The sequence below is a fragment of the Candidatus Villigracilis proximus genome (genome assembly GCF_016717045.1).
Classification (GTDB): Bacteria; Chloroflexota; Anaerolineae; order Anaerolineales; family Villigracilaceae; genus Villigracilis; species Villigracilis proximus.
Genome location: NZ_JADJUO010000038.1, coordinates 1 through 14,445 on the forward strand (window position 1 = coordinate 1; position 14,445 = coordinate 14,445).

A 14,445-nucleotide genomic window follows, 5' to 3' on the forward strand; every position below is an offset into this window, starting at 1 on the left:
GAGCGGATCAATGTGATCGTTGGATAATGTTTGAATATTTGAAAGTCCCGTTTCATTACCATGGACTGCGTTGGGGTTCGCTGTGGAGAACGCGAGGAAAATATCGCCAGAGCCATTTCCGCCCAGACTGCCCGTACGAGCCATGCCGATCGCTACGCGTTTTGCCAGCCGTTTTAGTTGATGAGGAAGCAAAGGTGCATCGGTTGCCACAATAACGATCAACGAACCGTCATCCTGTCTGAATGGATTTTCTCCATTTTGTGAAGGCGCGCCTTCCTGTAGGTGTTGTCCCACGGGTGCGCCGGCAATCGTCAGTTGATATCTTCTGCCAAAATTGCACTGCGCGAGCACGCCCACCGTCCAGCCGCCAAGCTTGGTTGGAAGTTTGCGCGATGAAGTTCCCGTGCCGCCTTTAAATTCTAGCACAGCATCCGTCCCGCCGCCGACGTTCACCTTCCGCGATCGCGCCGTCTTTTGCTGAATCCAGGGCTTGCATCACATGGCCCGTTCATTACGAAAACCATTCATGTCATTCCAACCAACCGTCCGCGGTTTCACCCGACCACGGGACATGACCATTTTTAAAAAAGCGCATTATTCTTTATCTGCCATGCAATGATCGTATACGCGACAATGCCCACGCTATGTGTATTTGTGATCCAATCGGGCCTTCAAGCAGACCGCCTTCTTCGATCCACGTCGCGTCCCCCTGTCATTTCGCCGTTGCCGTTGAATGAAGTGCAGACCCGCATAGACTGGCGTGTGATCTTTATTTCCATGCGGATGAATGATCGTCACACCCGTCCGCGCTGAGTTGCCCCTTCGATAACGGTGGCATACCCAACGGTCACGCCTGATACGTCTGTGATCGCATTGTGTGTTCCTGTGCTGCCTTCAAATGGAATCCCCCAGGTCTCGTGCGCGTGGTTTTGTCATAAATTTTCCTTTGTATTTTTACAAGTTGTTTTGCAATACTTTCCATAATTTCATCAGGTACGCCATCCAGCGCCTGTGATTGGACTCGGGTATCAATTTCATCGTTGACATAATCCACGACGACAAATTCATCGGTCAATGCGATCTCAGTGGAGAACCAGTCGAGTTTGCAAATGGACGCAATGCGCTTCGTGACATCCGCAGCCTGCCCAGGCGATACTGAGACTCTTCCTCCGCCGTGACATTGGCATAGATGTGCGTGGATGTATCCCACCAGCATGGATGCGTTTCACCGTTGGCGTAAAAAACGCGAAACCAGGCGGGTGTATCTTCGATCATGCGCGGCGTGACATGTGCCTGAACCAGATATTTCTGCTCAGGGAATTCCATGCGCGCCTGCAAAATTTCCTCCACCGAAGAAGCGCCGAGGATCACGCCTTCACCGCCGCCGCCGTTCGATGGCTTGATGACAAAACTCTCGCCAAGCGGGGTCAGGTCAATGGGTGCGACGACCGGCTGCTCAAGAAAGGGCGCAAGCAAAATGGTATGAAGGCGTGTTTAGGCCGGCATTGATCAATTCAAGGCATGGTGGCTTTGTCTTCAGACCAGGCTGAAACCTCGGCAGGATTAATGCGTTTTGCGCCATATTCAAGCGCCCAGCGCGGAATTGGGTCGAAGGCCGGCTCGCCCTGTCCACGGTGCAGCAGAGTTTTGAAGGTAAGCACCCCTTTATAGAGTGCGGTGATGGACTCCAGCAGATTATCTGGTTTGATCTGCCAGAGGAGATACCCTCTTCAATGCAGGCGCGTTCTACCATCCCAACAAAGGCTTCGTCATATTCCCAGTACCAGGGCAGGCATAAGTCGTATCGCATCGGGGGAGATTATAAATTAGGAATTAGGTGATTAGGGGGTAGAGATTAGGAGTGATTCGACCTTTGACTCTCTTATTCACTGGTAAAATGGACGCACAAATTTTTCAAAAGGATAATAAATGAGCAAAGATTCAGTACAGGATGGGTTGGTTGTTTCGATGGAATATACATTAACCGTGGACGGAGAAGTTCTTGACTCCCTCCGACGATGCCGGTCCTTTGCAATTTCTCGCCGGATACGGAAATATTGTCCCCGGGCTTGAGAGTGAAATGATCGGAATGAAGATCGGTGAAAGCAAGGACGTTGTTGTTAAACCTGAAGACGGCTACGGTGAATTCGATGACGAGGCCTTCATGGATGTGCCGCGCAACGAATTTCCGGAAGATATGGAAATTGAAGAAGGCGTTGAGTTGAACGTCACTGACGAAGACGGCCAGAATCAATATGCGCGTGTCGAAAATATCACCAAGGAAACCGTGCGTCTCGACTTCAATCATCCGCTCGCTGGCGCTGAATTGCATTTCAGCGTGAAAGTGGTTGCGCTGCGCGACCCGACCGAAGAGGAACTCGATCACGGTCACGTCCACGAAGAAGGACATCACCACTAGGATATAAAAATCGCTCCCGATTATTTCGGGAGCGATTTTTTCTTTTCCTGCCAGTTCCAGGCTTGTTTGATGCCAAAGCCGAGTACCACCAGCCCCAGAAGCAAACCGCCGAAGTTGCTTATAAAATCGTAGACCAATTCCCATTGGGCGCCGAATAAATATCCGAGGCCGCCGTATAGGCCGATCCATAGGATTTCGCCAGTGGCATCGTAGGCTATGAAGCGCGTGTATTTATATCCGCTGCTGCCTGCGATTAAATTCGTTGGGATGGCAACGGCAGTGATCAGCCAGCGCGTAAGAAAAATTGCCAGCCCTGCGCGTTGTTGAAAGGATGTGCGTGCGCTTCTCCATGCGGGAGATTGTCCGAAACGCCTTTGGACTGAGTCTTTCGCGTAATATCCCATGCCGAAACTAAGTGAGTCTCCAAGCAATACGCCGATCAACCCGAGAAAGGCCGCGCTAGGAATATCCAAAATGCCTTGTTGACCAAATGCCCCAGCTGCGATCACAACTACTGAAGCGCCAATGGGTAAACCAAGCGCCCCGAGGAATAGTATCAACCCGATCAGTGGTGTGCCGTAATTAATGACCTGTGTAAGAAGAAAATCGGACATATAAACTTACTTGCTACGGTGCGGGAGGAGCCGTCGGCGGGGGAACTGTATCAGGAGCAGAGTCAGGCGTCGGCTTGGGTTGATGCGTGAGCAGTGTCGCCTTGACTGTCTCGAGTACGAATCCATCTACGTCTGGATAATATTCTTCGTTGAGGGCTTCCAAACTTTTATCGTGATTGCCCAGCGGCGGAATTTTCAACGCTTCGTAGATGAACTTTTCAGGCACATAGTATGTTCTTGAAATAAAGGACACGGTCATCCAATCGCGCACCAATTCCACATCGGTTTCGATCTCACCGGGCGGCGGCGGACGGTGGCCGTCGAACTTTTTGAATGCACGCAGGGCGCGCATTCCGAAAAAAACTGTGAATAGAAATCCAAATATGATGAGCACAATGATCAATGCCCGCTGTTTGGGATTTTTTTTAGAAGACATAACTCTCTCTAGGAATTAATCCTGCCATTCCAATTCAAAATTGCCAATGTAAACTGTGTCGCTTTCCTGAACACCTGCTTCACGCAGTGCCTTGTCTACGCCGAGTTTTTCCAATAGTTTTTGGAATCGGCGCAGGGAACCATCATGTTCGAAGTAGGTCATCTTGGCGGAGCGTTCGATTGCCACGCCAGAGACGCGCCAATTGCCATCTTCTTCACGTGTGATCTCGAACAGGTTCGGGTCTACATCGGGTCTGTATACAGGCAGGGTTTCTTCCACATCTTCCACGGGAATATCTGCCAGTTTTGATACGCGGCGATTAAGATGTCGCGGGTGTTGGTGCGGGTCATGGCAGAGATCGTGATGATGTCTACTTTTTCTTTTTGAAGCTGGCCTTGATTTCCTTGAGGCGTTCCTGCACATCGGGCTGATCAATTTTATTGATCGCTACGATCTGCGGTTTGGTGGCAAGCTTGGGATCAAAGAGCGCCAACTCGCTGTTGATCTGGCTATAATCCGCGAGCGGATCTTCAGACAAACCATCCACCATGTGGATCAGCACGCGTGTGCGTTGAATGTGACGTAGGAAATCATGGCCGAGTCCTGCGCCTTCTGCCGCGCCTTCGATCAAGCCCGGAATATCCGCCATGACGACGGTTGTATCATCGTCAATATTTGCCACGCCGAGGTTTGGTTCAAGTGTGGTGAAGGGATAGTCACCGATCTTTGGTTTGGCATTTGTCAGCGCGCCCAGCAATGTGGATTTGCCCGCATTGGGCAAACCGATAATGCCAATATCGGCGATGAGTTTTAACTCAAGCCGGATCATTTTTTCTTCATGCGGTTCACCGCGCTCTGCTGTACGCGGCGCTTGATTGCGTGACGTGGCGTAATGCTGATTCCCTAATCCGCCGCGGCCGCCTTTGCAAACCAAAAGCTGCTGGCCGGGTGTGGTGAGGTCACCAAGCAGCACGCCAGTTTCAGCATCGTAAATAACAGTCCCGGGCGGCACAGGGATGATACGGTCTTTTCCACCGCGTCCGGTCTTTTGTGAGCCGCCGCCATTTTGCCGTCATCTGCCGCAAATCTTTCATTTTGTCGAAACGCGGAAAGCGTATTGAGTGTGGCTTGAACTTCAAAGATGAGATTGCCGCCTCTGCCGCCATCGCCGCCATCGGGTCCGCCGAGGGGAACGAATTTTTCACGGCGGAAATGTACCATTCCGTCGCCGCCTTTGCCTGATCGTACGTGAATATTTACCTGATCTATAAACATGTTGGTCTCATTATCTCTTTATTGTGGGCCTTGCGATTTTTTTCAATTATAGTCGTTTCATGGTCATTTCGTTGTTTGTTAAATATGAAGGCTTCGGAGACCATTTTTGATCTCCGAAGCCTGGGCAATCTAACGAACAGGCTAAAGCTATTTGTTGACCAATTTCCACGCGGCGGGCAAAGCCAGGGAAGCCGCGAGCAATTTGATAATATCACCAATAAGGAATGGAATCAACCCAAATGTGACTGCTTTGCTCCAACTGCCCAACATCACCGCCAGCCATGTCACACCACAGGCATAAATGAGGACTGTGCCAACCAAAAAGGGGATGAATGAAGTGCGGACGCTTCTTTCCAAGCCCTTTTCTGCCAGCCGACCGATAACATACGCTGCGCCGATAAATCCCAGCAGATAGCCGGCGGTTGCCCCAGTCAGCACGGATAAGCCATGCGCGCCGCCTGCAAAAAATGGGAGGCCGAGTGCGCCTTCTGCGAGATATAAGGTCAATGAGGCTGCGCCGCGTTTTGATCCCAATGCCGCGCCGACCAACAACACGCCAAAGGTTTGACCCGTGATCGGTACAGGGGTGAAGGGCAGGGGAATCTCAACTTGAGCCAACGCGGCGACAAACAAAGATCCAAGGATGATAAGTGTCAGGTCGCGCAGCCAGCTTGCAGCGCGGGGAAAGAAACGCAGAGAAACAGTTGGAGCCAATGTGGTCATGTGTATAAATTCCTTAATTACATTTCTTCCACAAAAAAGCGCAGGCTGCTTAATGTGGTCCATTCGGTGGTCCCGTCTTCGTATTCCACCTCAACGCGATCACCGTCGGTGTTGATGACGATCACATCATAAAACAGATCATCTTTCGCGGATTTGCATTCAACCTGCTCATCCACTTCCACTTTGTATTCTTCAAGATAATCAGCGTCTGTCCATTCTTCTTCACCCGTGTCAAAGCGGATGGAAATATCATCCCCTTCGATCGAGAGGATCGTAGCGGGGTAAAAATATTCATCATCATCCCAAAATGCAAATGTGCGGTCGCCTTCGTTCCAGTATTCCATGTTAATATCCTTTTTAATTTAATTAGAAACTACCCGTTCATTATAGCAAAGATGTTGTGAATTCTGTTTCAATATTTTGGTTGTTGTGATCAAAATTGATTGAATGATAAAAATGAAACGCCATTAACTTTGAAAGTCTAGTAGAATTCACTTATCCGCTGGATCGCACACTACGATATGAGAAATTTTTTCCCTCAGGTTGAAGATATTCCAATGAATAATTCCTCCAAAAGTGTGGAGGGCTATTTCCTTGGGTTAAATGCAACAGGTCTGGTTGAGAAACGAATCGGTGCTGATCGATCAGCTGTTTTGCTCTTAATTGGGGGAACGCCGGGCATGGCATATATGCTTGAAGAGGGTCAGAGCAAGCCGCTTTTACTGGCAGAGTTCTCATCTTTAAATGAAAATAGTCAGGTTCGTGCCATTCAAATTCCTGATGTTGCAGGAAGGCTGGCATTGCTGGCTTTGGAATCCCGGGTAAAAACGAATTACCCGCTTTCCGGCTTTGATGCATGGGGAAAACAAATTGATCAATGGAAACAGGAGCAATGGAACGGGCTGGTGGAGTTTACCTCTCCAAAATCTCATGGGTTTGCACTTTTTTTACAGGGTGAGCCTCAACAATCAGATATAAGCTTTTCCACGTCACAGGGATTCGTCACTGAATTCCCTGAAACGTCCATTGGGGATACTTCCACATGGGGCATTACTACATATTCTCATATCCCTTCTGCGCAAGCTTATCAATGCGCCGTGCTGCGGCATGGAGCCATGCATTGGAGCCGTAAAATCCTTAGCCGTTACAAGGAAATGGTTGGAGGCAAGCTCCTGCAAATAATGGATCGGGAACTAAACCGTCAAATTCAACCCTGGCATTGGAATATTGCGCTTGAAGAGAGCGATATGGTGGATGGACATTTTTTGCATACATCACCGACGCCGCGCACGCATATCGCGCTTTATTCATGTCAATGGGCGCGCAAATGAATATTGTGATCGGAAATAATCTGACACAAAGATTGTTAAGTGAAACTTTTGAGCAAGTTCATCCTGATGAGCGGGCGATTTTACAGTCGCAACGATTGATTCCCGCTGCGTTTTCGGAATAAGTATCATGCAAAATATAAATGAATCGAGATTTTCCCCGCTAAAAATTATACAGATCAGCGCCGCTATGTTTGTTTTGATGCTGGGGCTTATGGTTTGGGTTTTTTATGCAGAACCTTTGTCATCACGATTCTCTCCCTATTGGAATGACAAACTAATCGACCTGCTGATTCTAATCCCGGCGGTTGGCGCGGCCGTGGCCGGTACGTTATTAACTTATCAATTTGAAAAAGGTGAAATTCCCTACCGTATCTGGCAGGCTTTTACAGTTGGATTATGGTTCTGGGTGGCGGGAGAAATCAGCGGAGCGATCTATGACATGCTCTACTGGGATACATCCTATCCTGAGTTTAGTCTGGTCGATCTGTTTTGGATGCTTGGATATTTCTTTTTGGGACTTTCTCTTTATTACCAGCTCACACTGGTGTATGGTGTGAAAAGTAGAAACCGCCGTATTTATCTGGGATTGGTCACACTCGCGCTGTTGATCACAGCCGGTTTAACAACCCTCGCTGAAAAAGCTGGTTTGGGGGAAGGCTCTGTCTGGATTATTTTATTTATTACAGTCTTGTATCCTGTATTTGATCTGACAGAGGGCGCGATTGCGATCTGGCTTTCCTTCCTCTTTGGGCGCGGACAATGGAGCCGCCCCTGGTGGGGATTGATCCTCTTCGCGTTGGCAGATAGTGTCAACACCTTTGACTGGCTCGGTGGATATGACCTCATTTCTGTTTCGGCGCAGGATACGTTGAATTTTCTCGCGTTGATTGCGTACCCGCTTAGTTATATGGTTGCTGGTCTGGCTTTACTTTCAAATTATTATATTTTGCGTTATGGCGAAAATAGCGGGTTGTTGAGACGCGCCAGGAGAAGCGAGATCAACAAACCCGAATAAATAACTCAAGTGCTGCCTTTGGAAAAAGATATTACAAATCTTTTTTGAACTGTTGAGGCGCAGAGGAAGAACTATTGAAACTCAGCGAGTTTTGCATCTCGGCGGACAGGTTTCGTAGTGGCAGCTTGTTGTTATTCAGCATCTTCTTTCCATATACTCACTTGATTTCGTCCGGCGCGTTTGGATTTATACATGGCTTTATCGGCTTTGACGACAAGTTCATCGGCATCTTTTCCATGGATAGGGTGGGTGGCGACGCCGAAGGATAAGGTTATTTTTAGCTTTTTTCCCTCGTGTAGAATGCAAATATCGGCACAAATTTTCCTGAGTTCCTCCGCCCGTTTCAAGGCCAATGTTTTTGTGACATCGGGTAACACCAGTAAAAACTCTTCACCTCCATATCGACAGACAATATCTGAGGCTCGCGCATGTTTTTTCATGATTGCCGCGACCTCTATTAGAAATTTATCTCCAACTTGATGCCCATAGGTATCGTTAATTTTTTTAAAATGGTCAATATCAGAAATAATGATGCTCAAATGTTTTTTTCCTCGTTTTACGCGTGCTATCTCACGTTCCAATGTCTCATTCAGATAGCGGCGGTTGTATAGCCCGGTTAATGGGTCACGCAGGGTTTGTTCGTGCAGCTCTTTTTGGAGTTGTTCGATTTCAATCAAGCGGGAACTTAACAGTTCGTTGGCTATCTTTATTTCTTTTTCTGCGCGTTTGCGCTCACTGATATCACGTACAATACTTTGAATATAAATCGGGGCGCCGTTCTTGTCGCTAATCAATTCCAAATTAATTTCAACCGGGATGATCTGGCCGTCTTTTTTACGAAATAGTCTCTCGTAAAGAGGGATATATTCGCCTGCGAGCAGACGTTTTATGATCATTTCACTTTTTTCTTTTTCTGCTGAGGTTTCATTTATAGACAACGCGGTAATTTCATCCATTGTATACCCAAGCATATCTGCCGCACGTTGGTTTACCAATATGTGCCGGCCATTTAGATCCAGAAGGAACACGGCATCGTGTGTCTGGTTGAATAAAGACCGGAAGTGGGACTCACTTTCACGCAGCGCATCTTCTGAGGCTTTGCGCTCGCTGATATCCTGATGCGTTCCATACATCAGGAGTGGTTTTTTGTCATCTGTCCAGGTGGCTACTTTTCCCCGATCCATGATCCAGACCCAATGTCCGCGTTTGTGGCGCATACGAAGTTCCAATTCGTAGTAATCTACTTCACTGAGAAAATGACTTTTTAGTGCGTGTTCTGCCAGCTGCACATCATCCGGATGGGTAAGTCTGCGCCAGGTATCCACGGAAAAGGGTTCCAACTCTTTGAGTGTATATCCGATGATTTCTGCCCATCGTTCGTTAAATACAGTTTCCCCGGTTTGGACATTCCACTCCCAGGTGCCGGCGTATGATCCCTTTAGGATATTTGCAAGCCTTCTTCTTTCTGTGACAAGTTCGTTTTCCATTCTTTTGCGTTCGGTAACATCATGGATGATGGAAAAGAGCATGGTCTTATTCTGTAACGTAATGGGTGAGGAATGAACCTCCACGACCCGTGTTTCTCCGCTGGCGAGTTGATGGGTAAAAATAAAATAATTTTTTTCCTCGTTGAGCGCCTTTTGCCGTTCCCTGCAATCTTGTCCGGCGGCATTGTATTGATCTCACTGATCAGCATGGAGCACTGCGGAAATGCTCAAGGGTTTCTCGCAGCGCTTTTTCCGCCCGTTTATGCTCGGTCATATCGCTCATTACACTGAGCAGTAATTTTTTATCCTGTAATTGTATATAGTCAATGGAGAATAGCCCGTTTCGTATTTCGCCTGATTTGGTGCGTACATCCCCTTCATAGTTGCGCACGGTCTGCTTTGATTCAGCATTTCCAGCATTGCCTCGCGTTTCTCAGGCTCAACGATAATATTCAGCGAAAAGAACTTTTTCCAATGATCTCCTCCCGTGAATAGCCCATTGTTTTCAGGAAGGTTTCGTTGATGTCGTAATATACCCCTGTTTGGATATCACTAAGGGCCATGCAGGCCGGGCTTGCGTGAAAAGCTTTTGAGAATTTTTCCGGAGGCTTTGATGTCTGATATATCCTTTGTAATGCCAAAGATCACATCCTGTCCGCTCCACTTACCGAGGGTAACTCGAGTCTCAACTGGGATCTGCACCCCGTCACGAGTCATGACAGGCACTGGGCAATACTCAGCCCTGCCGGCCAGCATCTCAGCCACGATCTTTCCCGCTTCTTCGCGTTGTTCCGGCGGATGGACGATCAATACACTCTGTCCGCTCAATTCATCCTGTGAATATCCCAGCTTGTGTGTGACCGTATCGTTCACTTGCAGGATATTTCCCTGCATATCCAGCACGAATAATATGTGCTCAATGGTGTTGAAGAATGAATTTATATTTTTCATTTTCAACATGCTTGCGATCACATTTTGATAACCTTGGATGATACTCTCCAGGTCTTCAATGCGTTGACTCAAAACTTCTAAATTGTATGGATGTTGATTTTCTGCTTTTGTGGTTTTGTTCATGCCAATCTTGCCTGAAAACAACACGTTAGGATATTTGATTTTTCTGTTACTTGGTGGAAAATTAAATCAGTGTGACCTAGCCAGCCCCTTTTCAACTCATTCGATTTTGGTGAAGGAGTCAGGTAACGCTTTTGTTCGTTACCTGACTCCTTCTTTTCATCCTCTACCAGTAATAATCTATTTTCTGCCAATTTTTTCATCACACGTCGAGCAAGGTCGGCTGACCGATTTCCTGCAATTCTCATCTTGCGCTGATGCGGCTTCGTGATCTTCATCACGCGCGAAGGTCGATCGGTGTGCCGATGATGACCAGATCAACATCTGAGGCGTTGATTGTCTCTTCGAGGTCTTTTGTCTGCGCATCACCGTAGCCCATGGCTGGCAAATTGGACCGGTCTTCGGATACTTGGCATAGGTTGCCGCAATTGACCTCACAGCAAACGGACGCGGGTCAACGATTTCCTTCGCGCCAAACCGTCGGGCGGCGATATATCCAGCACCATAGGCCATCTCACCGTGAGTCAGAGTCGGGCCGTCTTCAATAACTAAAACGCGCTTGCCTTGAATGGCATCAGGATCATCCACAAAGAGGGGAGAAGCGGCTTCAATCTGGATCGCATTCGGGTTCAGCTTGCGAAGATTCTCGCGCAGTTTGATCACATTCTCTGCATCCGCTGTATCTACTTTATTGATGACGAATACATCCGCCATGCGTACATTTGTTTCGCCGGGATAATACGTTGACTCGTGTCCTGTGCGATGCGGGTCAGCGACCACAATTTGCAAGTCAGGCACATAGAACGGGAAATCATTATTGCCGCCGTCCCACAAAATAATATCGGCTTCTGCTTCGGCTTTGCGAATGATCTTTTCGTAATCCACACCGGCGTAGATGATCACACCGCTATCGATATGAGGTTCGTATTCTTCGCGTTCTTCGATCGTGCATTGATACTCATCGAGATCGTCATAGCTTGCGTAGCGCTGAACTTCCTGCGCCACAAGATTTCCATAAGGCATCGGATGACGAATGGCCGCGACTTTGTATCCCATTTCCCTGAGGATTAAAGCCACGCGCCTCGTGGTCTGACTTTTACCTGATCCCGTCCGAACGGCACTGATCGACACGACAGGCTTTGGTCGATTTGATCTGCGTGTGATGCGTACCCATAATGCGGAAGTCTGCGCCTGCGGCATGAACCATACTGGCTTTGTGCATCAGCATATTCGTGCGGCACATCACTGTATGAAAAGACAACCTGCTCTGCGCCATGTTTCTTGATCAGATCAAGCAACTCCTCTTCGGCATGGATCAGGAATCCCTTTCGGGTATAGATCGCCCGCGAGTTCTTTTGGATATAAGCGGCCTTCGATATCGGGGATCTGGGTGGCCGTGAACGCCTGACCTCGCGAAAATCCTTATTTCCACGGAAAGACGATGTTGAAATTGTGAGTCACGTCCGCGCGCCCTTGATGATGCGGTTGGCAGCAGGAATCTCTATCGTACAGCCGTACTGAGGACAGTGTCAATGCAACCCAGCTTTGGTTTTGAGTCCATCGTTTTACCCAATACGAGGTCTCTATAATAGTATTAAACAAGAAAACAGGCTGAAAGCATAGATAACTTTCAACCTGTCTTTAACAAACAGATATATATTTGACACGAGCTATGGACAGTGGACCATGGTCTGCGGTCTACAAATCCATAGTCATTTTCTTACATCACATCAGGCCGACTGAATATCCAGCCTCAAGGCATTCTCAATTGTCTGCTTTACCGCCATCACCAATTGCAAACGTGCATTCTTGATCTTTCATCTTCGGTCTGCATCATTGACCCCATGGTAAAACGAGTGGAAGGTATTTGCCAGATGCGTAAGCATAAGCCGCCATCACCAGCGGATGATATCATTCGCCGCCTGTTCCACGGGTCTGCCGGGAAGCGTGAGATCTGCTCAATCAACTCAATTTCGTGCTTTGTTAATTCATAGTCAAAGGTCGAAGGTCCAATATCTGACTTTTGGCGGCACCGACCTTTGACTCAAAATAAATTCGCCCGCACATAAGCATTCTGAATATACACGGTCCGTTCGGCCATCAAAGATAATGCTTCATTAATATCAAAGACAATATCCACTTGTTGTTATCCACCGAAAGCATGGAATAAGTCAACGCGCCCATGCCATGATCCCTGATAGGCGATCTTCTCGCGCTCATCAGCAGGGACATCACTTAAACTCTTCTCAGATTCAACTGCCAGTACACGTTTTCCATGCTTCATCGGCTACATCTTTGAACAGCACCACACGTCCACGCCGCGCTGACATGGCGCCTTCAGGCCGGGCTTACGAAACCGTATCGAGGTGATAACATTTCTCTGATTGCGGGAGTCCCCATAACTGGAAGTACGAAAACGCCTGCTGCAAGTGCAGCGCCTGACGCAGATCAACCACATAGATCGAGCCGGTCAACTTGATATTTTCAAGCAACCACCTTGGAAGCAAAGGTCTTTTGTCAAATACAAGTTGTGCCGTCTTTTCGCAGAATAACGTTCGTGCGATATTTTCCTCCGTCAGCCCGAGTTTCTCATCGATCTTCACGATCACCGCACCGCCGGTCGGGCGTTCATCGTGGCAATGTCTCTTGCAATTAATTCATCAACGATCAATTTGGATGGCTCGTCCACTTCGCTTTCGTAGAACCACACATCCATTTTACATCGAAACATCTTCAACACTTCACGTAGTTCTTCAAACCCCCTCGCGAGTTTCATGCCGGGTAATTCCGCACGTATTCATCGCTAACATCCCATTTGCGATACATCTCGCGCCGTTCGGCATCGTAGGCTTCGCGCTGTGCGGTTTCTTCAGGAGTTTCGTTATCCTTCTTTCGAGAGCAAGGCCGTGGCTTCCCATAAAGTTTCGCCAGCCATTGACCGCGCTCATGTACACCTGGGGTTCCTGACGCTGTGGCTTTTCATAGATCCACATCACGGTGATGACGCCGAGTCCCAGATTGCGGGGTACGAGGCGCGGATCGTTCATAGCCCGCGAATTCCACCAAAGCCGTGCAAGCACTTCACCCAGGATCGTATTGCCTTGCGCGTACCCAATGTAAAAATGAGTGATGTGTGTTTGGTTGGGCATATTCAACCATGACTTTCTCTCTCATTCTTTTTCGCACCCCGCCCAAAGTTAAGTCCCAGAAGCGAGAACTTCATCCACAACCGACTACGCATACTTTGCGGTTGAGAAATATAAATTGAGATAGCCGCTTCACTGCATCAATGCGGCTGATCCATCCACACTTCCGATCGGACCTTTGACCTGCTCGGCCATCTCTTGCGCTCTCTGCGGGACGGGTTTCCCACCTTTGCCTGCGCCCGCTTCATTTGCGGCGGTTTGAAAGAAGGAAGTGGCAAAGCCCCATTCGCCGAGAAGGGGATGGGCTGCCATTTAAGACTAACCAGCGGAATATCATTCGCGGCGCAAAATTCTTTATTTTGCTTCGATGAGTTGTTTGTTCTTTTGTAAGCATAATTTTATTATAGCCGAGGGTTGGAATGAGGTGAACAAAAACAGAGCGCCAATGGCGTTCCCGTTTATAATCTGCTGAAAAGCAAATTACAAGTTAGTCGCTTATTTAGCGGCTTTCACTCTTTTTTAGAAGCCGGGTCTTCTCAGCCACGGGCAGGTTGGCAATGAATGCAGCGAGGGCGCTTCATCAAACGACACTTACGACGTGATGCACGTTGTTCTTGTGGATCACGCCTTTTTCGGGCAGCCTTGTCCAATGTGCTGATCGCCTTCAATACTGCTTCCTTTGTGTTGGGTTCGTTCTCTTCAGAAAGCATTGCGAGCGGCATAAATAGCAGTGCGTGCGGCCCTGCGAAGATTGCGATTACGAATGCGACGTTTTTCGTTCTGACGATTGCGTTTGATTTGTGAATTAATGTTAGCCGAGGTTTTCTCCAAAAGTGACTTGCTTTCTTTATGACAGCGCTCTATTTTACAAGAGGGCGGGTATTTGTCAGTAAATTAGGTTGTTTTCCATAAGTTGGGCAATAAAGAC

At 48.1% G+C, this 14,445-nt stretch carries 22 protein-coding genes and 3 pseudogenes; 4 read left to right on the plus strand and 21 right to left on the minus strand.

All coding sequences use genetic code 11. The features are described from left to right. A partial coding sequence (locus tag IPL71_RS25340) for a P1 family peptidase (protein WP_345326521.1) occupies positions 1-453 on the minus strand: 453 nt, incomplete at its 3' end. 201 nt (positions 454-654) lie between these two features. Between IPL71_RS25340 and IPL71_RS25345 the strand changes: the two genes are divergently transcribed. Further along, positions 655-813, plus strand: a complete 159-nt coding sequence (locus tag IPL71_RS25345) for a hypothetical protein (RefSeq protein WP_345326522.1) — start codon at positions 655-657, stop codon at positions 811-813. 34 nt (positions 814-847) lie between these two features. Here the strand turns inward: IPL71_RS25345 and IPL71_RS25350 are convergent, their stop codons facing one another. Genes IPL71_RS25350 through IPL71_RS25360 form a run of 3 tightly spaced genes read right to left on the minus strand, consistent with a single transcriptional unit; the run spans position 848 to position 1,661 of the window. Continuing rightward, positions 848-1,075, minus strand: coding sequence for a hypothetical protein (locus IPL71_RS25350; RefSeq protein WP_345326523.1), 228 nt, complete (start codon positions 1,073-1,075; stop codon positions 848-850). Then, a complete protein-coding gene (locus IPL71_RS25355; protein WP_345326524.1) occupies positions 1,072-1,476 on the minus strand; it encodes a hypothetical protein in 405 nt (134 codons plus the stop codon). The genes IPL71_RS25350 and IPL71_RS25355 overlap by 4 nt, the downstream gene beginning before the upstream one ends. Positions 1,477-1,514: 38 nt before the next feature. Next, a complete protein-coding gene (locus tag IPL71_RS25360; RefSeq protein WP_345326525.1) occupies positions 1,515-1,661 on the minus strand; it encodes a hypothetical protein in 147 nt (48 codons plus the stop codon). Positions 1,662-2,002: 341 nt separating this feature from the next. Here IPL71_RS25360 and IPL71_RS25365 point away from each other — a divergent pair, with 341 nt between their 5' ends. Continuing rightward, positions 2,003-2,419: an FKBP-type peptidyl-prolyl cis-trans isomerase gene (locus IPL71_RS25365; protein WP_345326526.1), complete on the plus strand. Its 417-nt coding sequence runs from the start codon at positions 2,003-2,005 to the stop codon at positions 2,417-2,419. Between the two features lie 20 nt (positions 2,420-2,439). Here the strand turns inward: IPL71_RS25365 and IPL71_RS25370 are convergent, their stop codons facing one another. The 6 genes and pseudogenes from IPL71_RS25370 to IPL71_RS25400 all read right to left on the minus strand — a co-directional run bounded on the left by IPL71_RS25370 (position 2,440) and on the right by IPL71_RS25400 (position 5,811). After that, a complete protein-coding gene (locus IPL71_RS25370) occupies positions 2,440-3,033 on the minus strand; it encodes a DedA family protein (RefSeq protein ID WP_345326527.1) in 594 nt (197 codons plus the stop codon). A 13-nt stretch (positions 3,034-3,046) separates the two neighbouring features. Continuing rightward, positions 3,047-3,469: a hypothetical protein gene (locus tag IPL71_RS25375; RefSeq protein WP_345326529.1), complete on the minus strand. Its 423-nt coding sequence runs from the start codon at positions 3,467-3,469 to the stop codon at positions 3,047-3,049. Between the two features lie 15 nt (positions 3,470-3,484). Continuing rightward, a complete protein-coding gene (gene cgtA, locus IPL71_RS25380) occupies positions 3,485-3,757 on the minus strand; it encodes an Obg family GTPase CgtA (RefSeq protein WP_345326531.1) in 273 nt (90 codons plus the stop codon). An 82-nt stretch (positions 3,758-3,839) separates the two neighbouring features. Next, positions 3,840-4,744 (minus strand): annotated as a pseudogene (gene obgE, locus IPL71_RS25385) (GTPase ObgE). 147 nt (positions 4,745-4,891) lie between these two features. Continuing rightward, positions 4,892-5,467, minus strand: a complete 576-nt coding sequence (locus IPL71_RS25395; RefSeq protein ID WP_345326537.1) for a biotin transporter BioY — start codon at positions 5,465-5,467, stop codon at positions 4,892-4,894. Positions 5,468-5,484: 17 nt separating this feature from the next. Next, positions 5,485-5,811, minus strand: a complete 327-nt coding sequence (locus tag IPL71_RS25400; RefSeq protein ID WP_345326539.1) for a hypothetical protein — start codon at positions 5,809-5,811, stop codon at positions 5,485-5,487. 177 nt (positions 5,812-5,988) lie between these two features. On the opposite strand from IPL71_RS25400, the gene IPL71_RS25405 reads away from it, so the two are divergent. Further along, positions 5,989-6,798: a hypothetical protein gene (locus tag IPL71_RS25405; protein ID WP_345326542.1), complete on the plus strand. Its 810-nt coding sequence runs from the start codon at positions 5,989-5,991 to the stop codon at positions 6,796-6,798. Between the two features lie 238 nt (positions 6,799-7,036). Next, entirely contained in the window at positions 7,037-7,813 is a 777-nt protein-coding gene (locus IPL71_RS25410) for a hypothetical protein (protein WP_345326544.1), read from the plus strand. Between the two features lie 131 nt (positions 7,814-7,944). On the opposite strand, the gene IPL71_RS25415 is transcribed toward IPL71_RS25410, so the two are convergent. From IPL71_RS25415 to IPL71_RS25460, 11 genes and pseudogenes are all read right to left on the minus strand, one after another. Continuing rightward, positions 7,945-9,300, minus strand: coding sequence for a sensor domain-containing diguanylate cyclase (locus IPL71_RS25415; RefSeq protein ID WP_345326557.1), 1,356 nt, complete (start codon positions 9,298-9,300; stop codon positions 7,945-7,947). After that, positions 9,298-9,429, minus strand: a pseudogene (locus IPL71_RS25420) (PAS domain S-box protein); the annotation flags it as partial. The pseudogene IPL71_RS25420 and the gene IPL71_RS25415, both read right to left, overlap by 3 nt. Before the next feature lie 73 nt (positions 9,430-9,502). Next, the gene (locus IPL71_RS25425) at positions 9,503-9,691 is read right to left on the minus strand and encodes a PAS domain-containing protein (RefSeq protein ID WP_345326546.1); all 189 of its coding nucleotides are present in this window, start codon (positions 9,689-9,691) and stop codon (positions 9,503-9,505) included. 61 nt (positions 9,692-9,752) lie between these two features. Next, positions 9,753-9,863 carry a PAS domain-containing protein gene (locus IPL71_RS26345; protein ID WP_514130863.1) on the minus strand — a complete coding sequence of 37 codons (111 nt, stop codon included), beginning with the start codon at positions 9,861-9,863 and terminating at the stop codon, positions 9,753-9,755. Further along, on the minus strand, positions 9,853-10,374 hold the full coding sequence (locus IPL71_RS25430) for a PAS domain S-box protein (protein ID WP_345326547.1): 522 nt from the start codon (positions 10,372-10,374) through the stop codon (positions 9,853-9,855). The genes IPL71_RS26345 and IPL71_RS25430 overlap by 11 nt, the downstream gene beginning before the upstream one ends. A 199-nt stretch (positions 10,375-10,573) precedes the next feature. Then, positions 10,574-11,832: pseudogene (locus IPL71_RS25435) on the minus strand (cyclic 2,3-diphosphoglycerate synthase). 685 nt (positions 11,833-12,517) lie between these two features. Beyond that, complete coding sequence (locus tag IPL71_RS25440) at positions 12,518-12,655, minus strand: hypothetical protein (RefSeq protein ID WP_345326549.1); 138 nt, start codon at positions 12,653-12,655, stop codon at positions 12,518-12,520. 64 nt (positions 12,656-12,719) lie between these two features. Then, positions 12,720-12,980, minus strand: coding sequence for a hypothetical protein (locus IPL71_RS25445; protein ID WP_345326550.1), 261 nt, complete (start codon positions 12,978-12,980; stop codon positions 12,720-12,722). Next, on the minus strand, positions 12,977-13,147 hold the full coding sequence (locus IPL71_RS25450; protein WP_345326551.1) for a hypothetical protein: 171 nt from the start codon (positions 13,145-13,147) through the stop codon (positions 12,977-12,979). Before IPL71_RS25450 ends, IPL71_RS25445 begins: the two co-directional genes overlap by 4 nt. Next, the gene (locus tag IPL71_RS25455; RefSeq protein WP_345326553.1) at positions 13,125-13,520 is read right to left on the minus strand and encodes a hypothetical protein; all 396 of its coding nucleotides are present in this window, start codon (positions 13,518-13,520) and stop codon (positions 13,125-13,127) included. Before IPL71_RS25455 ends, IPL71_RS25450 begins: the two co-directional genes overlap by 23 nt. Positions 13,521-13,649: 129 nt before the next feature. Next, positions 13,650-13,829: a hypothetical protein gene (locus IPL71_RS25460; RefSeq protein WP_345326555.1), complete on the minus strand. Its 180-nt coding sequence runs from the start codon at positions 13,827-13,829 to the stop codon at positions 13,650-13,652. Positions 13,830-14,445: the final 616 nt, after the last annotated feature.